Origin of the sequence: Mycobacterium saskatchewanense (assembly GCF_010729105.1) — a bacterium.
Classification (GTDB): domain Bacteria; phylum Actinomycetota; class Actinomycetes; order Mycobacteriales; family Mycobacteriaceae; genus Mycobacterium; species Mycobacterium saskatchewanense.
This window is the reverse complement of sequence record NZ_AP022573.1, coordinates 2,355,325-2,376,601: the sequence shown is the minus strand read 5'-3', so window position 1 is coordinate 2,376,601 and position 21,277 is coordinate 2,355,325. Positions and strand designations below refer to the sequence as shown.

At 68.5% G+C, this 21,277-nt stretch carries 16 protein-coding genes and 1 pseudogene; 11 read left to right on the top strand and 6 right to left on the bottom strand.

Features of this window, described 5'->3' with window-relative positions; genetic code table 11:
• Positions 1 to 24 precede the first annotated feature (24 nt).
• Positions 25 to 1,413 (top strand): glucose-6-phosphate dehydrogenase, encoded by a 1,389-nt coding sequence (locus G6N56_RS10845; RefSeq protein ID WP_085253909.1) that lies wholly within the window; start codon positions 25 to 27, stop codon positions 1,411 to 1,413.
• Between the two features lie 24 nt (positions 1,414 to 1,437).
• Positions 1,438 to 2,460 carry a phosphogluconate dehydrogenase (NAD(+)-dependent, decarboxylating) gene (gene gnd / locus G6N56_RS10840; protein ID WP_085253910.1) on the top strand — a complete coding sequence of 341 codons (1,023 nt, stop codon included), beginning with the start codon at positions 1,438 to 1,440 and terminating at the stop codon, positions 2,458 to 2,460.
• A gap of 15 nt (positions 2,461 to 2,475) precedes the next feature.
• Here the strand turns inward: gnd and G6N56_RS10835 are convergent, their stop codons facing one another.
• Positions 2,476 to 3,339: an alpha/beta fold hydrolase gene (locus G6N56_RS10835; RefSeq protein ID WP_085253911.1), complete on the bottom strand. Its 864-nt coding sequence runs from the start codon at positions 3,337 to 3,339 to the stop codon at positions 2,476 to 2,478.
• A gap of 163 nt (positions 3,340 to 3,502) precedes the next feature.
• Here G6N56_RS10835 and G6N56_RS10830 point away from each other — a divergent pair, with 163 nt between their 5' ends.
• From G6N56_RS10830 to G6N56_RS10820, 3 genes are all read left to right on the top strand, one after another.
• Complete coding sequence (locus G6N56_RS10830; RefSeq protein WP_085253912.1) at positions 3,503 to 3,985, top strand: VOC family protein; 483 nt, start codon at positions 3,503 to 3,505, stop codon at positions 3,983 to 3,985.
• Between the two features lie 186 nt (positions 3,986 to 4,171).
• On the top strand, positions 4,172 to 5,080 hold the full coding sequence (locus tag G6N56_RS10825) for an alpha/beta fold hydrolase (RefSeq protein WP_085253913.1): 909 nt from the start codon (positions 4,172 to 4,174) through the stop codon (positions 5,078 to 5,080).
• Positions 5,081 to 5,109: 29 nt separating this feature from the next.
• The gene (locus tag G6N56_RS10820) at positions 5,110 to 6,336 is read left to right on the top strand and encodes a WS/DGAT/MGAT family O-acyltransferase (RefSeq protein ID WP_085253958.1); all 1,227 of its coding nucleotides are present in this window, start codon (positions 5,110 to 5,112) and stop codon (positions 6,334 to 6,336) included.
• Between the two features lies 1 nt (position 6,337).
• Here G6N56_RS10820 and G6N56_RS10815 read toward each other — a convergent pair whose 3' ends face one another.
• Both G6N56_RS10815 and G6N56_RS10810 read right to left on the bottom strand, forming a co-directional pair.
• The gene (locus tag G6N56_RS10815; RefSeq protein ID WP_085253914.1) at positions 6,338 to 6,952 is read right to left on the bottom strand and encodes a MarR family transcriptional regulator; all 615 of its coding nucleotides are present in this window, start codon (positions 6,950 to 6,952) and stop codon (positions 6,338 to 6,340) included.
• Complete coding sequence (locus G6N56_RS10810; protein WP_085253915.1) at positions 6,949 to 8,571, bottom strand: pyruvate, phosphate dikinase; 1,623 nt, start codon at positions 8,569 to 8,571, stop codon at positions 6,949 to 6,951. The genes G6N56_RS10815 and G6N56_RS10810 overlap by 4 nt, the downstream gene beginning before the upstream one ends.
• A gap of 134 nt (positions 8,572 to 8,705) precedes the next feature.
• Between G6N56_RS10810 and G6N56_RS10805 the strand changes: the two genes are divergently transcribed.
• A complete protein-coding gene (locus tag G6N56_RS10805) occupies positions 8,706 to 9,215 on the top strand; it encodes a DoxX family protein (protein WP_085253916.1) in 510 nt (169 codons plus the stop codon).
• 13 nt (positions 9,216 to 9,228) lie between these two features.
• Here G6N56_RS10805 and G6N56_RS10800 read toward each other — a convergent pair whose 3' ends face one another.
• Together G6N56_RS10800 and G6N56_RS10795 are read right to left on the bottom strand one after the other, a co-directional pair.
• The gene (locus tag G6N56_RS10800; RefSeq protein ID WP_085253959.1) at positions 9,229 to 10,593 is read right to left on the bottom strand and encodes a flavin monoamine oxidase family protein; all 1,365 of its coding nucleotides are present in this window, start codon (positions 10,591 to 10,593) and stop codon (positions 9,229 to 9,231) included.
• Between the two features lie 68 nt (positions 10,594 to 10,661).
• Positions 10,662 to 12,107 (bottom strand): short-chain fatty acyl-CoA regulator family protein, encoded by a 1,446-nt coding sequence (locus tag G6N56_RS10795; protein ID WP_142280417.1) that lies wholly within the window; start codon positions 12,105 to 12,107, stop codon positions 10,662 to 10,664.
• 110 nt (positions 12,108 to 12,217) lie between these two features.
• Here G6N56_RS10795 and prpD point away from each other — a divergent pair, with 110 nt between their 5' ends.
• The 4 genes and pseudogenes from prpD to G6N56_RS10775 all read left to right on the top strand — a co-directional run bounded on the left by prpD (position 12,218) and on the right by G6N56_RS10775 (position 19,152).
• Positions 12,218 to 13,726 carry a 2-methylcitrate dehydratase PrpD gene (prpD, locus tag G6N56_RS10790; protein ID WP_085253918.1) on the top strand — a complete coding sequence of 503 codons (1,509 nt, stop codon included), beginning with the start codon at positions 12,218 to 12,220 and terminating at the stop codon, positions 13,724 to 13,726.
• Positions 13,723 to 14,640 (top strand): methylisocitrate lyase, encoded by a 918-nt coding sequence (prpB, locus tag G6N56_RS10785; RefSeq protein WP_085253919.1) that lies wholly within the window; start codon positions 13,723 to 13,725, stop codon positions 14,638 to 14,640. The genes prpD and prpB overlap by 4 nt, the downstream gene beginning before the upstream one ends.
• Positions 14,637 to 15,764 (top strand): bifunctional 2-methylcitrate synthase/citrate synthase, encoded by a 1,128-nt coding sequence (locus G6N56_RS10780; RefSeq protein ID WP_085253920.1) that lies wholly within the window; start codon positions 14,637 to 14,639, stop codon positions 15,762 to 15,764. The genes prpB and G6N56_RS10780 overlap by 4 nt, the downstream gene beginning before the upstream one ends.
• Positions 15,765 to 15,769: 5 nt before the next feature.
• A pseudogene (locus tag G6N56_RS10775) lies at positions 15,770 to 19,152 on the top strand (pyruvate carboxylase).
• Positions 19,153 to 19,168: 16 nt separating this feature from the next.
• Here G6N56_RS10775 and G6N56_RS10770 read toward each other — a convergent pair.
• Complete coding sequence (locus tag G6N56_RS10770; protein ID WP_085253922.1) at positions 19,169 to 19,384, bottom strand: hypothetical protein; 216 nt, start codon at positions 19,382 to 19,384, stop codon at positions 19,169 to 19,171.
• A gap of 118 nt (positions 19,385 to 19,502) precedes the next feature.
• Between G6N56_RS10770 and G6N56_RS10765 the strand changes: the two genes are divergently transcribed.
• Positions 19,503 to 21,227 carry a DUF3556 domain-containing protein gene (locus G6N56_RS10765; protein WP_085253923.1) on the top strand — a complete coding sequence of 575 codons (1,725 nt, stop codon included), beginning with the start codon at positions 19,503 to 19,505 and terminating at the stop codon, positions 21,225 to 21,227.
• Positions 21,228 to 21,277: the final 50 nt, after the last annotated feature.

Sequence of the window (21,277 nt, the reverse complement as noted above, 5' to 3'; positions counted from 1 at the left end):
AGGTGACTTTCGGGAGGTGCGGTCTTGGCCGACGGCGGCATTAGCGCGTCGAACGCGCTGGTGATCTTCGGAATCACCGGCGATCTCGCCCACAAGATGACATATCGGGCGCTGTACCGGTTGGAGCGCCGCAAGCTGCTCGACTGCCCGATTCTCGGCGTCGCGAGCGACGACATGTCCCTCGAGGCCCTGCTCGACCGAGCGCGCAAGGCCATCATGGATTCCGGCGAGGAGTTCGACGAAGCGGTGTTCGACCGGCTCGCCGGCCGGATGTCCTACCTGCACGGTGACGTCACCGACAGCGGGCTGTACACGGAATTGAGCAACCGGATCGCGTCGGAGTCGCGCCCGCTTTACTACCTGGAGATGCCGCCGGCATTGTTCGCCCCGATCGTCGAAAACCTGGCGAAGGCGGGCCTGCTCGAGCATGCGCGGGTCGCCCTCGAGAAGCCCTTTGGCCACGACCTGGCCTCCGCGCGCGACCTCAACTCGCGGCTGCGAGCTGTGTTGGACGAGGACCAGATCCTGCGTGTGGACCACTTCCTCGGCAAGCAGCCCGTCGAGGAACTCGAATACCTACGGTTCGCCAATCGCTCCCTCGCCGAACTGTGGGACCGCGACGCCGTCTCGGAAATCCACATCACGATGGCAGAGAACTTCGGCGTGGAGGACCGCGGCAAGTTCTACGACGCCGTGGGCGCCCTGCGCGACGTCGTGCAGAACCACCTGCTGCAAGTCCTGGCGCTGGTGGCGATGGAGCCGCCTGTGGGCCCCAGCGCCGACGACCTGAACGACAAGAAGGCCGAGGTGTTCCGCGCGATGCCTGCGCTGGACCCGGAGCGCTGCATCCGCGGCCAGTACCGCGGCTACACCGACGTCCCCGGCGTGGCGAAGGACTCGCAGACCGAAACCTACGTCGCGCTGCGCACCGAGATCGACAACTGGCGCTGGGCCGGCGTGCCCATCTTCCTGCGCGCCGGCAAGGCTCTGCCCGAGCGGGTGACCGAGGTGCGGATGTTCCTGCACCACGTTCCCGGGCTGGCGTTCCTGCGCAATCGGCCGAGCGAGCCCAACCAGATCGTGCTGCGCATCGACCCGGACCCCGGCATGCGCCTGCAGTTGTCCGCCCAGGTCGAGGACTCCTGGCAAGACGTGCATCTCGACTCGTCCTTCGCCAAGGATCTCGGCGAGCCCGTTCGCCCCTATGAGCGCCTCCTGTACGCCGGATTGACCGGCGACCGGCAGCTTTTCGCCCGCGAGGACAGCATCGAGGAGACGTGGCGGATCGTGCAGCCCGTCCTGGACAAGCCGGGCCGGATTCATCACTACGAGCCCGGCTCGTGGGGACCCGAGGCCGCGCAGTCACTCCTGCATGGCCACCGCAGTTGGCAACAACCGTGGCTGCCTCAGTAACGCTGACAAGAAGGAGAACAGGACATGCAGCTTGGGATGATCGGCCTGGGCCGGATGGGCGCCAACATCGTTCGCCGCCTGACCAAGGACGGCCACGAGTGCGTGGTGTATGACCACAACCCCGACGCGGTCAAGGCCATGGCGGGGGAGGACAAGACCACCGGGGTGTCGTCATTGCAGGAGCTCGCCGAGAAGCTGGAAGCCCCGCGCGTGGTCTGGGTGATGGTGCCGGCCGGAACGATCGTCACCGGGGTGATCAAGGAGCTCGCCCAGACGCTCGACGCCGGGGACATCGTGATCGACGGCGGCAACTCGTACTACCGCGACGACATCCGCCACGCAGAAGCGTTGGCGGAGCGGGGAATTCATCTACTCGACTGCGGCACCAGCGGCGGCGTGTGGGGCCGCGAGCGCGGCTACTGCCTGATGATCGGCGGTGACGACGAAGCTTTCGCCCGCGCCGAGCCGATCTTCGCCAGCGTCGCGCCTGGCGTCGACGCGGCGCCGCGCACCCCGGGACGCGACGGCGAGGTCGCGCAGGCGGAGAAGGGCTACCTGCACTGCGGGCCGTCCGGCGCCGGGCACTTCGTGAAGATGGTGCACAACGGCATCGAGTACGGGATGATGGCCTCGCTCGCCGAGGGGCTCAACATTCTGCGCAATGCCGACATCGGCAAGCACGTGAACGAGGGTGACGCCGAAACAGCGCCGCTGTCGAATCCGGAGTTCTACCAATACGATTTCGACATCCCCGAGGTCGCCGAGGTGTGGCGCAGGGGCAGCGTCATCGGCTCCTGGCTGCTGGACCTGACCGCGATCGCGCTGCACGACTCGCCCGACCTCAAGGAGTTCTCCGGGCGGGTGTCCGACTCCGGGGAGGGCCGCTGGACGGCTATCGCGGCGATCGACGAGGGTGTCCCGTCGCCGGTGCTGACCACCGCCCTGCAGTCGCGCTTCGCGTCGCGGCAGCTCGACGACTTCGCCAACAAGGCGCTGTCGGCGATGCGCAAGCAGTTCGGCGGACACGCGGAGAAGCCGGCCAACTGAGCCGTCCGCCCGCGATCAACTGCGCTTGACGAACCCGACCACGACGTCGCTGAAGGCGTCGTTGTCGTCGCCGGCCGCGGTGTGCCCGGCGTTGGACAGCTCGACGAACTCCGCGCCCGGCACCGTTTCCAGGAAGTGCTGGACGCCCTCGGGGCTGACGACGTCGGATAATTTGCCGCGAATCAGCATTACCGGGATCGTCAGGTTCGCGGCCGCGTGCTCGAATTTCTCCGTGCGCAGCTCGGGGTCGTCGCCGGGTTTGGTCATAAAGGCCGGGTCCCAGTGCCAATACCAGCGCCCGTCGCGCAGCCGCAGGTTCTTCTTCAGCCCTTCCGGGCTGCGCGGCTTGGCCCGGTACGGCAGGTACTCGGCGACGGCGTCGGCGGCCTGGTCCAGGGTGTCGAAGCCGTCGATGTTGCCCATCATGAAGTCGCGGATGCGCGCGCTGCCGCCCTTCTCGAACCGCGGCACCACGTCGACGAGCACCAGCTGGGTCACGCGGTCGGGTCCGGCCTGGTGGGCGGCGAGGATGCCGGTCAACCCGCCCATGCTCGCCCCGATGATCATCACGGGCCGGCCGACGGCCGCCAGCACCTCCATGACGTCGGCGGTCAGCGTGTCTACGGCGTAGTCGGCGTCGGGGGCGCGGTCGCTGTCACCGTGTCCGCGGCTGTCCAGGGCGACGACGTGGAAGCCCTCGTCGGCCAGGATCTGGCCGGTGTTCTTCCATGAGAACCTGTTCTGGCCGCCGCCATGCAACATGAGGATGGACGGCCGGCCCGCCGACTCGATGCCGCGGTTCCATTCGTCGGCGACCAGGGCGATGCCGTCGCGGCCGGCGAACTGGACCGTCAGGGGTGTGCTGCTCACGGCACTCACGGGCGTCCTCTCGGTAGATCGCCCTCCGACGTTACCTAGGTTGTCTATTCACCCGTCGCGCCGGTACCCCGATGGCGGGGCGACGCGGTCTGCGGTGACTTCTTGCCGTGGGCGCGGTCAGTCAGGTAGACCCCATCTCGAAGACCCTCGACAAGGAGGCGCCATGCCTGCCATCACCCCCACGCTGTGGTTCGACGACAATCTGGAGGAAGCGGCCGAGTTCTACACCTCGGTGTTCCCCGACTCGCGCATCGAAGGGATGAACCGGACCACCGAGGCCGGACCCGGCGAACCGGGCACCGTCCTGTCGGGCAGCTTCGTGCTGGACGGCAACCGGTTCATCGGGATCAACGGTGGACCGCTGTTCTCGTTCAGCGAGGCGGTGTCCTTTACCGTGCACTGCAAGGACCAGGACGAGGTGGACTACTACTGGGACCGGCTCAGCGATGGCGGCGAGGAGTCGCAGTGCGGCTGGCTGAAGGACCGCTTCGGCCTGAGCTGGCAAATCGTTCCGGATCGGCTGTACGAGCTGATCGGCGACCCCGATCGCGCCCGCGCCGCGGCCGCCACCCAGGCGATGTACGGCATGCGCAAGATCATCATCGCCGACCTGGAGCGGGCGGTGGCCGGCGAACCCGTCCAATGAGCCGTTGGCGAAAACGCTTGCCGTCGTAGCGCCTCGGTGACTCCCGATCGCGGCCGGTGCGCCCCGTTCGGGCAGGGGTAGGTTGGTCCCTGCGACGCCACGAGCAGGGAGGGAACATGGCGGACGGTGTTCGATGGGCCACCCGGTTCGAGCGGCTCGCCCCAGGGTCCGGCCAGGTGGCGCGCCATGGGTGAAGCAGGCTGGATCGACGTCAAGGGCCGGGCCGGTGACCTCAAGGCGCTCACGTGGGGACCGAGTGACGCCCCGGTCGCGCTGTGCCTGCACGGCTTCCCCGACACGCCCTATGGGTGGCGCAAGCTTGCACCCCTGCTGGCCGAATCGGGGTGGCGGGTCGTCGCACCCTTCATGCGCGGGTACGCGCCCTCATCGATCCCGACCGACGGCAGCTATCACATCGGCGCCTTGATGGACGACGCGCTGCGGGTGCGCGAAGCCGCCGGCGGCACACCACGAGACATCGTGATCGGTCATGACTGGGGTGCGCTCGCCGCCACCGGCCTGGCCGCCATGCCCGACAGCCCGTTCGCCAAGGCGGTGATCATGTCGGTGCCCGTCTCGGCCGGCCTCCGCCAGCGTGCAGGCCTCGCCGAGCGAGGCCGCCTCGCCGGCCTGATCTCGCGCCAGCTATTGCGCAGCTGGTACATGTTCTATTTCCAGTTGCCCTTCCTGCCGGCACATTCCGCGTCGTGGGTGCTACCGCTGCTGTGGCGGCGGTGGTCACCTGGTTACCGCGGCGCCGAGGACGACCTCCGTCACGTCGACGCCGCGATCGGCACACCGGAGAGCTGGCGGGCGGCGCTGGGACCGTACCGGGCCACGATCCGCAATACCCGGCCGCCCGCGCAGTACGCGGAGTTACACCGGCTGTGGACCGAGGCGCCGCTGCTGCCGTGCCTGTACCTGCACGGCCGCGACGACGGCTGCATGACATCGGCGTTCACCCGCTGGACCGAGAAGGCGTTGCCGGCGGGCAGCGAGGCCGACATCGTCGAACACGCCGGGCACTTCCTGCAGCTCGAACAGCCGAACAAGGTCGCCGACCTGATCCTCGGGTTCATCGGTCCGGCCGCCTGAGGCCGCGCGCCATGGCAGCCGGGCGCCGGATGGCCGCCGTCGACGCGCAGTTCTACTGGACGTCGGCGAAGATCCCGAACGACGAGTTCCTCCTCTATGCATTCGACGGCGCACCGGCCGATCCGGGGCGCGCGGTCGAGGAGATCCTTGTTCGGGGGCGGGGGTGCCCGGAGCTGGCGGTGCGAGTCGAAGAGGGCAGTCGGCTGGCCTACCCGCGGTGGGTGCCGGCCACCGTCGGGCCGCAGTGGCTGGTCCGCCACGACCTTGGCGGCGACAGTTGGAGCGGATGCCTGACCGCCGTCGTCGGCCTGGCGCGCAGCCAGCTCGACGCGCGGCGCATGCCGTGGCGACTGCACCTGTTCAGCCCGGTCCGGGGCATCCCGGGCGTCGACGGCCCGGGTGCGGTTGCGGTCATGCAGGTGGCGCACGCGCTGGCCGACGGGAACCGTGCCGCGGCGATGGCGGCCCGGCTGTTGGGCCGGCCCACCCCGGTGCCGCGGGTGCCCGAGCCAAGATCGGGCTTCCTGCCGGCGCGGGCGGTCCAGGCCGCGCGCACGCACCACCGGTTCGAGCGCGACACCCGCGCGGGCCTGCTGGCGCCGGGGCTGGGGTCGCGGCCGCCGCTGCCCACCAACGCCCGCCCGGACGGTGCCATCTCGGTGCGCACCGTCGTGCGCCGCCGCGCCCAGCTGCCCGGGCCCACCGTCACCGTTGGCGTGCTCGGCGCCGTGTCCACAGCGCTGTCCCGCCTGATCGGTGCGGCGGCCGATTCGCTGGGCGCGGAGGTCCCGATGGCCAAACCCGGTGAACGGCAAGCCAACAACCACTTCGGGAACGTCGTCGTCGGGTTGTATCCGACTCTCGAGCCGGGTTTGCGCGCCGAGCGGATCGCCGCAGACCTGGCCAACGGGCGGCGCCGCTTCGAGCATCCGGCGACCGGCGCCGCGGATCGGGCGTTGGCGGCGGTACCGGCGTCGCTGCTGCGGTGGGGCGTGGCCCAGTTCGACCCGGATGTCCGCCCGGCGGAGGTGGCCGGCAACACCGTGGTGTCCAGCGTGTATCGGGGAGCCGCCGATCTCGGGCTCGGCGAGGCGCGGGTGGTGTTGACCGCGGGATTTCCGGCGCTGTCGCCGATGATGGGCCTCACCCACGGCGTGCACGGCATCGGCGAGACGGTCGTGATCAGCGTGCACGCGGCCGAGTCGGCGGTCGGTGACATCGACGCGTATGTGCGGCTACTGGATGCGGCGCTGTAACCTATTGCGCATCACCGGATTTGGCGGCGGCCGCGCGGGTCAGGCCGACCGCGACGATGAGTTCCTCGTGCAGCTCGAACCACACGGTGTGGTAGGAGTCGACCAGCGGCCTGGTCAGCCAGGCAGTGTCGCCGGCTTTGATTTTGTCCAGGGCCGCACGCAATTTGACCGCGTAGCCGCCCAGTCGAGGCAGCTGCGTCGCGGCCGTCTCGATGAGCGGGACCACCCGCGCGTGCACGCGGTCGAGGCGTCGCAGCACCGCCGCGTCGTATTCCGCGTCGTCGTGGGCGTTGGGGCGGCCCTGCGGGCCGCCGTACAACTGCCAGTCCGTGACCAGAGATTTGAATTCGGCATTGACGGCACGAAAGTCGTTGTAAACGCCGAGCATTGCGGCGTGATCGACGCCGTCGCGCTCCTGCGCCAGCAGCGTCTCCAGCCTGGCGCGGCCGCCGGGACTGATTCGCAGCGTCGCGCCGTCGATCAGCAGTCCCGCCGCGGTAAGCCGCTCGACGGTGTCGCCGATGTTCGCGAGGTCGTCGTTCAAGGTCGCGGCCAGCTCAGCGGGCCGCACCCGGCCCTTGAGCCGGACGGCCTGCAACACGGCCAGTTCGGTCACCCGCCCGCCCGGCCCGCCAGCCGCAGGGCGGTCAGCATGACGATCAGGGGAGTGGCCGACACCACGTCGGACAGGCCGGCGTCCATGGCTGCGCGGACCGCGGCGTCGGAGGTGTCGTCCAGCCGCGGGTGAGCGCCCACAGCGTGCGCCCGCAGCGGGCAGACCCGTCGCGCGAGGTCGGCGAGCTCGCGTAGTTCCGGCGTGTCGTTCTCCGACCACGCGGACAGGGTGAGGTTGCCTTCGCGCACTTCACCTTCGGCGCCGTCGACCGTGACCTGTCTGCCGGACAGTGCCGCCGCCACGCCCCTGCCGCACCCCACCACGGCCACCCGGCCCAGTTCGCGGCTTACCACGGCCGCATGGCTGGCGGCGCCGCCGACCTCGGTGACGATGCCCTGTGCGGCCAGCATGCCGAGCACGTCTTCGGGCCGCGTGTGGTCGCGGACGAGGATCACCCGCTCGCCCCGGTCGGCGGCGTCGAGCGCCTCGTCCACGTCCGTATAGGCTTTGCCCGTCGCCACACCCGGGCAGGCGGGCAGGCCCCTTGCCAAGAGCGGTGCCGCCAAACGAGTTTCGGGTTGCAGGGCGGGCAGCAGCAGATTCTCGACGTGCGCCGGGGTCACACGGCGCAGCGCCTCGGCGTCGTCGATGAGGCCCTCGCGGCGCAGTCGCAGCGCCAGACGTATCGCCGCCTGCGCCGACCGCTCGGCCGCCCGCGTCTGCAGCAACCACAGGTTGCCGTCCTCGACGGTGAATTCGATCTCCTGGACATCGGAGGCGAGCCGTTCCAGCAGGCGGGCGGCGCCCAGCAGTTCGTCGTAGACGTCCGGTTGCTCGTCGTGCAGCGCCGCGATGGGTTCGACGTCGACCGATCCCGACACCACCTCGTCGCCCTGGCCGCCGGGTAGCCATTCGCCGAACGGCTCATCGGCGCCCGTGATCGGGTTGCGCGAAAACAACGCGCCGGCACCGGATCTGGAGCCACGGTTGCCGAACACCATCGCCTGCACGATGACGGCCGTGCCGCCGCGGTCGTCGAGGCCGTAATGCGTGCGGTAGGCGACCGCGCGTGGCGAATTCCAGGAGTCGAACACCGCCCTGATGCCGGCGTGCAGCTGGGTGTACGGATCGTCGGGAACCGCGCCGCCCACGATGCGCCGATACATGCGGTCCAACCGCTCCCGGATGTCGCGGGCGAAGCGCGCCGCCCCGGCCGCGGTGAGGGAGCGCTCGACGGCCTCGTTGACGCCCAGGTCGAGAATCGTGTCCATCATGCCGGGCATGGACTGGGTGGCCCCGGAACGGACGCTGACCAGCAGCGGTCGGGGGCCGCGCCCGAACGTGCGGCCGGTCTCGCGCTCCAGCCAGGCCACCCCGTCGAGCACCTCGTCCCAGATCGCGTCCACGGTCGCGCCCGGCTCCGTCAGGTACCGGGCCCCGACCCCGATGGTGATGCAGAACGCGGGCGGCACCGGCAGCCCGTGCCGGCGCATGAGCTCGACGCCGTAGCCCTTGTTGCCGAGGACTTCCCGTGGCTCGTCGCCGCGCCCATCCAGCAAGACCACGGCGTTGTGCAGGGTGCCTTCGGGGGAGACGGTGCCTCGTGAGGCACGAGCCATGGTTGCACCCCCTTCGCCATTCGGCTGCTCATTCGGCCAACGTCGGAACGCCCGCTATGTTCCCACATGGACCGGTGAAGTTAGCTGCTCGCGCCGCTATTACCCGATCCGCCGCATGATCTAGGTTTGCACGTATGACTGCCTACTACGTCGGCGTACTGATCCTTCGGCTGGTGCTGGGCCTGACGCTGGCCGCCCACGGCTACAACAAGTTCTTCGGCGGCGGCCGCATCCCCGGCACGGCGCGATGGTTCGAGAGCATCGGGATGAAGCCCGGCAAATTCCACGCCACGGTGGCCGCCACGACCGAAATGGCCGCCGGGCTGGGGCTGGCGGCGGGCCTGCTCACTCCTATCCCCGCGGCGGGCTTCGTCTCGCTGATGCTGGTCGCCGCCTGGACCGTGCACCGGGCCAACGGCTTCTTCATCGTCAAGGAAGGCTGGGAGTACAACCTGGTGCTGGCGGTGGCCGCCGTCGTCGTCGCGACCCTCGGCGCCGGCAAGTTCAGCCTGGACTGGCTGATCTTCGGGAAGAACTGGTTCGACGGCTGGTACGGCCTGCTGATCTCGGTCGTCCTCGGTCTTGCCGGGGCGATCGGCCAGCTGGTGATCTTCTACCGGCCGCCGGCCAAGCAAGCGGGGTGACGGTCGGAGCCGTTCAGCCGGCGGAGACGGCCTCGGCTTCCCGGACCTCGTCGGCGGCGCGCTCACCCGAACGGATCGCGCCATCGATCCACCCGCACATGACGGTCGAGCTTTCGGTCCCGGCCCAGTGGATGCGGCCGCACGGCTCGCGCAGGGTGTAGCCGAATTCGGTGAGCACGCCGGTCGGGGCGTGGCTGATCATGCCGCCCCCGGAGTATCGCTCGGTGGTCCAGTTCTGCTCGTGGTACTCCCGCGGCGTTCGCGCCCTCGCGCCGAAGCGGTCGACCAACTCGCCGACGATCGCCGCCTGGCGCTCGGCCTCGGTGAGCCTGCCCAACCGGCGCGCCGCGACGCCCTCGGAGATGGCGCACATGATCCCCGGGTTGCCCGTGTCGGTGCAGGCGTCGATGGTCAGCGAGGCGAGTGAGCCCGGCGCGGCCGTCTGACCGGACAACCCGTCCGCCCGCCAGAACGGCTCGTCGTAGACCACCGAGGTCTTGAGGACGGCGCCGCCGGGCATGCGCTGGTGCAGGAACGCCCGGTCCACCGGCAGCATCGGCTCGTAGTCGATCGAGGCGGCGATCGCCAGCGGGATGGTGACGATGACCCGCCGCGCGCGCACCGTGACGCCGTCCGCGCGCACGGTCACGCCGTCGGCATCCTGGCTGACCTGCCGGACCGGTCGCGACAGCTGCACGGCATCGCCCAGTTCGGCGGCCATCGGGCCGTAGACGGCGCCCATCCCGCCGATCGGGCGGGCGTCCTGGGAGCCGCCCCTGCTTGAGATGACGAAGGTGGGGCCGCCGGCCGATCCCATCTGGGCCAGCACCCACAGCATCGACACCTCGGACGCCGCGGACGTGTAAGCCCCGGCCAGCGCCATGTCGAGCATCTCGCGGGCCGGTTTGGACATGGTGTTCCGGTCAAGCCACTCGCCCAGGCTGATCCGGTCCCACTCGGCGGCATCCCTTGCCTCCCAGGGGCATTCGCCAGGAACGGAATTGCACATCTTTTCCACCGCGCGCAGCGCCAGGCCCAGGTTGGCGACCGCCCACGGGCTCATCGTCCACGGGATGGTTCCGCCGTAGCGGTGCTTCTTGCCGTCGATGACCATCATGGCGTCGCCGTCGTTGTACTGCTTGTATTCCGGCACGCCGAACTCGGCCATCAGCGCATGGATCCGGTCCTGGCCCGGGCCGACCCACGCCCCGCCGCGATCGACCCAGCTGCCGTCGGCGCGGGTTTCGGTGAATGTGCGGCCGCCGACGCGGTCGCGCGCCTCCAGCAATGTCACGGAATGCCCGGCTCGGCTCAACCGCAGGGCCGCCGCCAGGCCCGCGAATCCGGCACCGACCACGCAGTAATCGACGTCCGCCACGACCAGCTCCTCGATGAGCGCCACCCCAGCAGCAAACTACACCCGGCGCGGCCGCGACAGTAGCGGGTTCACGGACATTTCCGTGGTGGTTCAGGTGCGATGGCCGGTGGGTAGGGCAGGTCCGTGCTGGTGTGCGGATCGACGCGCACCGGACGGCCGAGGTAGGGGAAGGCCCGTTGTGGGCAGGACGGGCGATCGCAGATCTTGCATCCCGCCCCAATGGGCACCGTCGCCTCGCGACTTCCCAGGTCGATGCCAACGGAATAGACGAGCTTTTCGGCGTGGGCCACGTCGCATCCCAGCCCGATCGCGAAGCTCTTGTCGGGGCCGAGGTAACTGTCGTGGTCCGCCGCCGTGGTCCGCGCAACCCAGAAGTAGGTGCGCTCGTCGGGCATCTGGGCGACCTGCGTCAGAAACTGCCCCGGTCGGGAGAACGCCTGGTGAACCACCCACAGCGGACAGTTACCACCCACCCGAGAGAAGTGAAAACCCGTGGCGGACTGGCGTTTCGAGATGTTGCCCGCGCTATCGGTCCGGACGAAGATGAAGGGAACCCCCCGTGCGCTGGGGCGTTGCAGAGTGGATAACCGATGGCAGATCGTCTCGAAGCCCACCTCGAACCGTCGCGCCAACCGGTCGATGTCATAGCGGACACTCTCGGCGGCATCGAGGAATTGCCGGTAGGGGAGGAGCAGGGCGCCAGCGAAATAGTTGGCCAGGCCGATGCGGGCCACACTGCGGGCGTCGTCGCTGAGTTGGTCGTCGGCCGCGATGATGCCGCTGATCAGCTCGGCCTGGGTGAGCAGCGCCACCTGGGTCGCCAACTGGAATGCGCGTTGACCCGGACGCAGCCACCGCGCCACGTACAAGGTCCGCTGATCCGGCCGAAATAGGCGCTTGGAGTTACGATTCAGCGTCCGGCCGTCGTCGACGATTACGGTCACGCCTAGCTCCTCATCGAGGAACTGCGCCAGCGCAGTGTCGAGTCCACCGATCCGCAGGCGGTTGAGTTCGAACAATTCCTCGGCGGCGAGGTCGAGCTCACCGATGTAGTTCTTGCGGTCGTAGAAGAAGTCCCGCACCTCCTCGAAGGGCATCGGCTGCTGGGGAGCCGCGGAAACCTCGGCGTTGGCCCGGCTGTGCAGCGCTTCGAGGTCGGCGGTGGCGTCGTGCAACCGCCGGTGGAGGTTGATCAGCGTCTGTCCGACCGCGGGCATGCGCGCGACCAACTCTTCGATCTGCGCGGCGGTGGCGGGCGCCTCGGCGAGAACCTCCCGCAAATCCGAGACCAGGCGAGCGTCGGATTCCGGCGCGAAGTACTGAGCCGGCAGGCCGAAACGCTCCGTGAGGGTGAACAACACCGGCACGGTGAGGGGGCGCTGGTCGTTTTCCAATTGATTGACATAGCTCGTCGACAGCCCCAGGGCGCGCGCCAAGGCCACCTGGCTCAGCCCGTGGTCCTCCCGGAGCCGCCGTAGGCGGGCGCCGGCAAACGTCTTCACCACGGGTGTCACGATACGCGCATGCGCTTACACAAGATCCGCAAGATCACGTGGATGTGGACACATAAATACGCTTATTTAGGGCATTTACCCGGGGTTGGGCGCTGCGTACTGTGCGGCTTATGCGAGTACACGAGGTCCGCACCCGGCGCAGCGCCGAAAACTTTCCCCGAAGCGAGCACCTGGCCTGGAAGATCGCCGAGGTCGCGACCGACCCGGTAGCGGTGCCCGCGGACACCGAGGCGATGGTGATCAACCGCGTCATCGACAACGCCGCGGTCTCGGCCGCGTCCGTGATCCGCCGCCCGGTGGCCGTCGCCCGCGCCCAGGCGCAGGCGCATCCCGTCTCATCCCCGGGCGCAAAGGTTTTCGGCGTCAACGGCGACTACTCACCGGAGTGGGCCGCCTGGGCCAACGGCGTGGCCGTGCGCGAACTGGATTTCCACGACACCTTCCTGGCCGCCGAGTATTCGCACCCCGGCGACAACATCCCCGCCCTGGTGGCCGTGGCCCAGCACCTCGGGATCGGTGGCGCGGACCTGATCCGGGGCATCGCGACCGGCTACGAGATCCAGATCGACCTGGCCAAGGGGATTTCCCTGCACGAGCACAAGATCGACCACGTCGCGCACCTCGGCCCGTCGGTAGCCGCGGGCCTGGGCACCATGTTGCGTCTCGACAAGGAGACCATCTACCAGGCGATCGGCCAGGCGCTGCACCTGACCACGTCCACCCGGCAGGCACGCAAGGGCCTGATCTCGAGCTGGAAGGCGTACGCGCCGGCGTGGGCCGGCAAGGTCGCCATCGAGGCCGTCGACCGCGCCATGCGCGGCGAGGGCGCACCGGCGCCCATCTGGGAGGGTGAGGACGGGGTGATCGCCTGGCTGCTCTCGGGTCCCGAACACACCTACCGGGTCCCACTGCCGGAGCCCGGCGAGCCCAAACGGGCCATCCTGGACAGCTATACCAAGCAGCACTCGGCGGAATACCAGAGCCAGGCCCTTATCGACCTGGCCCGCAGGCTGCGCGAGCGGATCGGTGATCTGGCGCAGGTCGCGGCGATCGTGCTGCACACCAGCCATCACACGCACCACGTGATCGGCACGGGCTCAGGTGATCCGCAGAAGTTCGACCCCGACGCATCGCGTGAGACGCTGGACCACTCCGTGATGTACATCTTCGCCGTCGCGCTGCAGGACGGCACCTGGCATCACGAGCGGTCCTACACAACTGAACGGGCACGCCGGCCCGACACCATCGAGCTGTGGCGGAAGATCTCGACGGTCGAGGATCCCGGATGGACCCGGCGCTACCACTCCATCGATCCTGCCGAGAAGGCATTCGGTGGGCGGGCGGAAATCACCCTGAAAAACGGCGACGTCATCGTCGACGAGATCGCCGTCGCCGACGCTCATCCGCTGGGGGCTCGGCCGTTCGAGCGCAAGCAGTACATCGGGAAGTTCACCGAGCTGGCCGAGGGTGTCGTCAGCGCGACCGAGCAGCGGCGGTTCCTGTCGTCGGCCGAAGCCCTCCCGGACCTGCAGGCCGGGACTCTGAGCGCGCTCAACATCGCGGTCGGTCCGCGGGTGCTCGACAAGGCGCCCGCGATTCCCCCGGGGATCTTCGGATGAACGGGCTCGTCAGCAGCGCCGTGCCTGCATCCGGCAAACGCGCAGCCTTTCGAGCTGCGCTGGAAAGCGGGCGCCTGCAACGGTTTCCGGGCGCGTTCTCACCCCTGGTGGCCAAGCTGGTCGCCGATCTCGGGTTCGATGGCGTGTACGTCTCCGGTGCGGTGGTGTCGGCCGACCTGGGCATGCCTGACATCGGGCTCACCACGCTGACTGAGGTCAGCGCCCGGGGCGCGCAGATCGCCGCGGCCACCGAACTGCCGACGTTCATCGACGCCGACACCGGCTTCGGTGAACCGATGAACGCCGCCCGCACCGTGGCCGTGTTGGAGGACGCCGGGCTGGCCGGCTGTCACCTGGAGGACCAGGAGAACCCCAAGCGCTGCGGCCACCTCGACGGGAAGACGGTGGTGCCCGCCCCCTCGATGATCAAACGTCTACGGGCCGCGGTGTCGGCCAGGCGCGATCCCAACTTCGTCATCTGCGCCCGGACCGACGCCGCGGGCATCGAGGGCCTGCCCGCCGCGGTCGATCGGGCCAGGGCCTATGCCGACGCGGGCGCAGACCTGATCTTCACCGAAGCCCTGCACACGCCGGCCGAATTCGAACAGTTCCGTGCCGCCGTGGACACGCCGTTACTGGCCAACATGACCGAATTCGGCAAATCGCAGCTACTGAGCGCCCGGCAACTCTCCGACATCGGCTACAACCTGGTGATCTACCCCGTGACAACTTTGCGGTTGGCCATGCATGCCGTCGAGGCCGGCCTCCGCGAAATCGACGACACCGGAACACAATCCGGGCTCGTCGGGCGCATGCAGCCCCGCAGCCGGCTCTACGAGCTGCTCCGCTACGCCGACTACAACCAATTCGATTCCGATACCTACAACTTCACCCTCGAAGGGGTCGCGCAATGAGCACCATCGAAGAGAACAAACCCCGCATCTGCAAGGGCCTGGCCGGTGTCGTGGTGGACACCACCGCCATCTCCAAGGTGGTGCCGGAGACCAACTCGCTGACCTATCGCGGGTACGCGGTGCAGGATCTGGCCGCGCACTGCAGTTTCGAGCAGGTTGCCTACTTGCTGTGGCACGGGGAGCTGCCCAGCGACCAGCAGTTGGCCCTGTTCACCCAACGGGAACGCGCCGCCCGCCGGCTAAACCGGTCCCAGTTGTCGCTGTTGGCCAAATTGCCCGACACCTGCCACCCGATGGACGTGGTGCGCACCTTCATCAGCTCCATGGGCGCCGAAGATCCCGAGGAGGACGACAGCAGCGCGGCGGCAAACCACGCCAAGGCGCTGCGGATGTTCGCGGTGCTGCCCACCATCGTCGCCGCCGACATGCGACGGCGACGCGGCCTGGAACCCGTCGCCCCGCACAGCCACATGGATTACGCGCAGAACTTCCTGCACATGTGCTTCGGCGATGTCCCCGAGCAAGTGATCGTGGACGCCTTCGAGCAATCGATGATTCTCTACGCCGAGCACAGCTTCAACGCCTCCACGTTCGCCGCACGGGTGGTCACCTCCACCCAATCCGACATGTACAGCGCGGTGACGGCGGCCATTGGCGCGCTCAAGGGTCCGCTGCACGGTGGCGCCAACGAGGCGGTGATGCACGACATGCTCGAAATCGGCAGCGCCGAAAAGGCCTCGGAGTGGTTGCAGGGCAAGCTTGCCCGCAAAGAGAAGATCATGGGATTCGGCCACCGGGTCTACAAGAACGGTGACTCGCGCGTACCGACCATGAAGGAAGCCCTCGACCGCGTCGCCGCCGTTCGCCACGGTCAGAAGTGGCTCGACATCTATGACGTGCTGGTAGAGGGCATGGCCGAGGCCAAGGGCATCAAGCCGAACCTGGACTTCCCGACCGGGCCCGCCTACTACCTCATGGGCGTGGACGTCGCCTGCTTCACGCCCGTCTTCGTGATGAGCCGCATCACCGGGTGGACGGCCCACATCATGGAGCAGACCGCGTCGAACGCGTTGATCCGTCCGCTCAGCGAATACGTCGGGCCGGCGCAGCGCGCTCTATCGTAAAGAGCGTGTTCGCCAAAGTACTGGTCGCCAATCGCGGGGAGATCGCGATCCGCGCCTTCCGCGCCGCCTACGAGCTGGAAATCGCCACCGTGGCGGTCTATCCGTACGAGGACCGCAACTCCGTGCATCGGCTGAAGGCCGATGAGTCGTATCAGATCGGCGAGCAGGGTCATCCGGTGCGCGCCTACCTGTCGGTCGACGACATCGTCGCGACGGCGCTGGCCTGCGGAGCGGACGCCATCTACCCGGGCTACGGATTCCTGTCGGAGAATCCGGACCTGGCCGCGGCATGCGTTTCGGCGGGGATCACGTTCGTGGGCCCCAGCGCGGAGGTGCTGGAGCTGACGGGCAACAAGTCGCGGGCCATCGCAGCGGCGCGGGCGGCGGGTCTGCCGGTGCTGGCCTCCTCCGCGCCCTCGACGTCGGTGGAAGAGCTGGTGTCGGCTTCCGAGTCGATGACGTTTCCGCTGTTCGTCAAGGCGGTGGCCGGCGGGGGCGGCCGCGGCATGCGGCGGGTCGCCGACCCGGCGGCCCTGCCCGAGGCGATCGAGGCGGCCAGCCGCGAGGCCGAGTCCGCCTTCGGCGACGCCTCGGTGTTCCTCGAGCAGGCCGTGCTCGACCCGCGCCACATCGAGGTGCAGATCCTGGCCGACACCCAGGGAAACGTCATCCACCTCTACGAGCGGGACTGCAGCGTTCAACGCCGCCACCAGAAGGTCATCGAGATCGCGCCGGCGCCGAACCTGGATCCCCAACTGCGCGAGCGCATTTGCGCGGACGCGGTGGCGTTCGCGCAAAGTATCGGCTACACGTGTGCGGGCACGGTGGAATTCCTGCTCGACGAGCGGGGCAACCACGTCTTCATCGAGATGAACCCCCGCATTCAGGTGGAGCACACCGTCACCGAGGAGATCACCGATGTCGACCTGGTGTCTGCCCAACTGCGGGTCGCCGCCGGGCAGACCCTGGAACAGCTTGGCCTGAGCCAGGATTCGGTCGTCCCGCACGGTGCCGCGTTGCAGTGTCGCATCACCACCGAGGATCCGGCCAACGGCTTCCGTCCCGACACCGGCCGGATCACCGCCTATCGCACCCCGGGCGGCGCGGGGATTCGGCTGGACGGCGGTACGACGCTGGGTGCGGAGATCAGCGCGCACTTCGACTCGATGCTGATCAAGCTGACCTGCCGAGGGCGCGATTTCGCCACCGCCGTACGCCGGGCGCGGCGCGCGGTCGCGGAGTTCCGCATCCGCGGGGTGTCGACGAACATCCCGTTCCTGCAAGCGGTTCTGGACGATCCCGATTTTCGGGCCGGCCGAATCACGACGTCGTTCATCGAACAGCGTCCGCAGCTGCTCACCGCGCGCAGCTCGGCCGACCGCGGCACCAAGATCCTCAGTTACTTGGCCGACGTCACGGTCAACAAGCCGCACGGCGAGCGCCCCTCGACCGTGTATCCCTACGACAAGCTCCCCGACATCGACCTGTCGGCGGACCCGCCTGCTGGATCCAAGCAACTCCTCACCGAACTGGGACCGGAGGGTTTCGCGTCCTGGCTGCGGGAATCGCGCGGCGTGGGCGTCACGGACACCACGTTCCGCGACGCGCACCAGTCCCTCCTGGCCACGCGGGTGCGCACCAGCGGACTGATCATGGTGGCGCCCCACATCGCCCGCACAATGCCGCAGCTGCTGTCGATCGAATGTTGGGGCGGGGCGACATACGATGTCGCCCTGCGCTTTCTGAAAGAGGACCCGTGGGAGCGGCTGGCGGCCCTGCGCGAGGCGGTGCCCAACGTATGCCTGCAGATGCTGCTGCGCGGCCGCAACACCGTTGGCTACACGCCCTATCCGGCGACCGTCACGACGGCGTTCGTCGAGGAGGCGACGGCGACCGGCATCGACATCTTCCGAATCTTCGACGCGCTGAACAACGTTGACTCGATGCGCCCTGCGATCGACGCGGTCCGCAACACCGGCACCGCCGTCGCCGAGGTGGCGATGTCCTACACCGGCGATCTCAGCGATCCGGCCGAAAAGCTCTACACCCTGGACTACTATCTGAAGCTGGCCGAACAGATCGTCTCGGCGGGCGCGCACGTGCTGGCGATCAAGGACATGGCCGGGTTGTTGCGCGCCCCGCCGCCACCACGCTGGTCTCGGCGCTGAAGTCGCGGTTCGACCTGCCGGTGCACGTGCACACCCACGACACCCCCGGCGGGCAGCTCGCCACCTATGCCGCGGCCTGGCACGCCGGAGCCGACGCGGTCGACGGCGCCGCGGCCCCGCTCGCAGGGACGACGAGCCAGCCCGCGCTGTCGTCGATCGTGGCCGCCGCGGCGCACACCAGCCGCGACACGGGGCTGTCGCTGGCGGCGGTGTGCGAACTGGAGCCGTACTGGGAGGCGCTGCGCAAGGTCTACGCGCCGTTCGAATCCGGGCTGCCGGCTCCAACCGGCCGGGTCTACCGCCACGAAATCCCGGGCGGCCAACTGTCCAACCTGCGCCAGCAGGCCATCGCCCTGGGCCTCGGTGACCGCTTCGAAGACATCGAAGACGCCTATGCCGGGGCCGACGCGATCCTGGGGCACCTGGTGAAGGTCACCCCGTCGAGCAAGGTGGTCGGGGACCTGGCGCTGGCGCTGGTCGGTGCGGGCGTCAGCGCGCAGGATTTCGCCGACGACCCCGCCCGTTACGACATCCCCGACTCCGTCATCGGCTTTCTGCGCGGGGAACTCGGTGACCCGCCCGGTGGCTGGCCGGAGCCGTTGCGCACCAAGGCGTTACAGGGTCGCGGTCCGGCGAGGCCGGAACAACACCTGTCGTCCGCAGACGAAAGGGCGTTGGCCCTGCCGGGCGCCGAGCGCCAAGCGACGCTGAACCGCCTGCTGTTCCCCGGGCCCACGAAAGAGCTCGAGGATCACCGTGAGCAGTACGGCGACACGTCGCGGCTGAGCGCCAACCAGTTCTTCTACGGGCTGCGGCAGGGCGATGAGCACCGCGTCGAGCTCGAGCGCGGCGTGGAGTTGCTGATCGGTCTGGAGGCCATCTCCGATGCCGACGAGCGCGGCATGCGTACCGTGATGTGCATCCTCAACGGGCAGTTGCGCCCCGTCTTGGTGCGCGACCGGAGCATCGCCGCGGACGTGCCGGCCGCCGAAAAGGCCGACCGCACAAACCCCGACCACGTCGCCGCGCCGTTCGCCGGCGTCGTCACGGTGACCGTGGACGTCGGGGACGAAGTGGAAGCGGGACAGACGATTGCGACGATCGAGGCGATGAAGATGGAGGCCGCGGTCACCACCGCGAAGGCCGGGAAGGTCGCGCGGATTGCCGTTTCGCGGACCGCTCAAGTCGAGGGTGGTGACCTGTTGGTGGTGGTCGGTTAGCGGACGGCCCCAGCCCCTAGGCCGGGCCGCCATACTGCCACACCAGCGTGTGGGCGCCGGTCATCGTCGGGTTGCACCACATGGTCCGGCCGTTGGCGTCCTGGGTGGTCGCGTGCAGCACGGTGCACGCTTCGCCGGGCCCCGGGGCGTCGGCGCGGGACGGACCGGCGACGAAGGCGAACGGAGAGGCGGCGGCCAGCGCTGCGGCCAGGGCGAACCGAAGTGTCTTCATGGTGGACTCTCCTCGGGCGCGGCTTCATCCGACGGTATCCGGCCAAGAACCCGCGGGCAAAGGAAACTTTGCCCGAACGTGATCGCGCGGGGCTAGAACAGGTTCTAGTCTTCAGACCATGGGATTCCTGAAGCCCGACCTGCCGCAGATCGACATGGACGAATGGAACAAGGGCACCCGCAGCGAAAAGATCCGCCCGATGGCCAAACACTGGGCCGAGGTCGGGTTCGGCACGCCGATCGTCCTGCACCTGTTCTACGTCGTCAAGATCCTCCTTTACATCCTCGGCGGCTGGCTGTTCGCGTCGGCCACCAATGGTCTCGGCGGATTCACTCACGTGGCGTCGTGGTGGTCCGAGCCAATCGTGTTCGAGAAGGTCGTCCTCTACACGATGCTGTTCGAGGTGATCGGCCTGGGCTGCGGCTTCGGGCCGCTGAACAACCGCTTCTTCCCGCCAATGGGCTCGATCCTGTACTGGATGCGGTTCGGCACCATCCGGTTGCCACCGTGGCCCGACCGCGTCCCGTGGACCAGGGGAACCAAGCGCAAGCCCGTCGATGTTGCGCTGTACGCGCTCTTGCTCCTGCTGACGCTGAGCGCGCTGTTCGCCGACGGCACCGGCCCGGTACCGGAACTGGGCACCATGGTGGGGCTGTTGCCGTGGTGGAAGATCGTCCTGATCCTGCTGACGCTGGGCGTGCTCGGGTTGCGCGACAAGGTGATCTTCCTGGCCGCCCGCGGCGAGGTGTACGCCACCATGGCCGTAACCTTCCTCTTCGGCGGCGTCGACATGATCGTCGGGTCCAAGGTGGTGTTCCTGGTCATCTGGATGGGCGCGGCGACGTCGAAGCTCAACAAGCACTTCCCGTTCGTCATCTCCACGATGATGTCCAACAACCCACTGGTGCGACCCCGGTGGCTGAAACGGCGCTTCTTCGAGAAGTTCCCGGACGACCTGCGTCCCGGGCGGCTGTCGCGCTGGCTCGCGCACCTCAGCACGGCCATCGAGATGCTCGTGCCGCTGCCACTGTTCTTCTGTCACGGCGGCTGGCCCATCACCGTGGCCGCCGTCGTGATGGTGTGTTTCCACCTCGGCATCCTGCTGTCGATCCCGATGGGGGTGCCGCTGGAGTGGAACGTCTTCATGATCTTCGGGGTGCTGTCGCTGTTCGTCGCGCACGCCCGCCTCGGGCTGGCCGATTTGAGACACCCGGTTTTGGTCGCGGTTCTGTTCGCCGTCATCGTGGGAGTCGTGGTGCTCGGCAACATGTTCCCGCGCAAGATCTCGTTCCTGCCCGGCATGCGGTACTACGCGGGCAACTGGGACACCACGCTGTGGTGCATCAAGGGATCGGCGAGCGAGAAGATCTCGCGGGGCATCGTCGCGATCGCCAGCATGCCGCAGGCCCAGCTGGAGCGGTTCTACGGCAGCCCCGAGGCGGCGCAGATCCCGATCTACATGGGATATGCGTTCCGCGGCTTCAACACTCACGGCCGGGCGCTGTTCACGCTGGCGCACCGCGCCATGGCGGGCCAGAACGAGGACGACTACGTCATCACCGACGGTGAGCGGATCTGCAGCACCGCCCTCGGGTGGAACTTCGGTGACGGCCACATGCACAACGAGCAACTGATCGCCGCGTTGCAGCAGCGCTGCCATTTCGAGCCGGGTGAGGTGCGGGTGGTCCTGCTCGACGCGCAACCGATTCACAAGCAGACGCAGGCCTACCGCCTGGTGGATGCGGCGACGGGGGAGTTCGAGCGCGGGTTCGTCCGGGTGGCCGACATGGTGACCCGGCAGCCCTGGGCGGACGACGTTCCCGTCGAGGTGGTCTCGGACTAGGGCCGCGAGCGTAACCGCACTGCGAAATAATCGCGCGAAAATCGCAGTGG

Coding starts and splice junctions, on each gene's coding strand:
- gnd (WP_085253910.1), top strand. CDS start 1,438: ATGCAGCTTGGGATGATCGGCCTGGGCCGGATGGGCGCCAACATCGTT.
- G6N56_RS10830 (WP_085253912.1), top strand. CDS start 3,503: ATGCCTGCCATCACCCCCACGCTGTGGTTCGACGACAATCTGGAGGAA.
- G6N56_RS10825 (WP_085253913.1), top strand. CDS start 4,172: ATGGGTGAAGCAGGCTGGATCGACGTCAAGGGCCGGGCCGGTGACCTC.
- G6N56_RS10820 (WP_085253958.1), top strand. CDS start 5,110: ATGGCCGCCGTCGACGCGCAGTTCTACTGGACGTCGGCGAAGATCCCG.
- G6N56_RS10810 (WP_085253915.1), bottom strand. CDS start 8,571: ATGGCTCGTGCCTCACGAGGCACCGTCTCCCCCGAAGGCACCCTGCAC.
- G6N56_RS10805 (WP_085253916.1), top strand. CDS start 8,706: ATGACTGCCTACTACGTCGGCGTACTGATCCTTCGGCTGGTGCTGGGC.
- prpD (WP_085253918.1), top strand. CDS start 12,218: ATGCGAGTACACGAGGTCCGCACCCGGCGCAGCGCCGAAAACTTTCCC.
- prpB (WP_085253919.1), top strand. CDS start 13,723: ATGAACGGGCTCGTCAGCAGCGCCGTGCCTGCATCCGGCAAACGCGCA.
- G6N56_RS10780 (WP_085253920.1), top strand. CDS start 14,637: ATGAGCACCATCGAAGAGAACAAACCCCGCATCTGCAAGGGCCTGGCC.
- G6N56_RS10770 (WP_085253922.1), bottom strand. CDS start 19,384: ATGAAGACACTTCGGTTCGCCCTGGCCGCAGCGCTGGCCGCCGCCTCT.
- G6N56_RS10765 (WP_085253923.1), top strand. CDS start 19,503: ATGGGATTCCTGAAGCCCGACCTGCCGCAGATCGACATGGACGAATGG.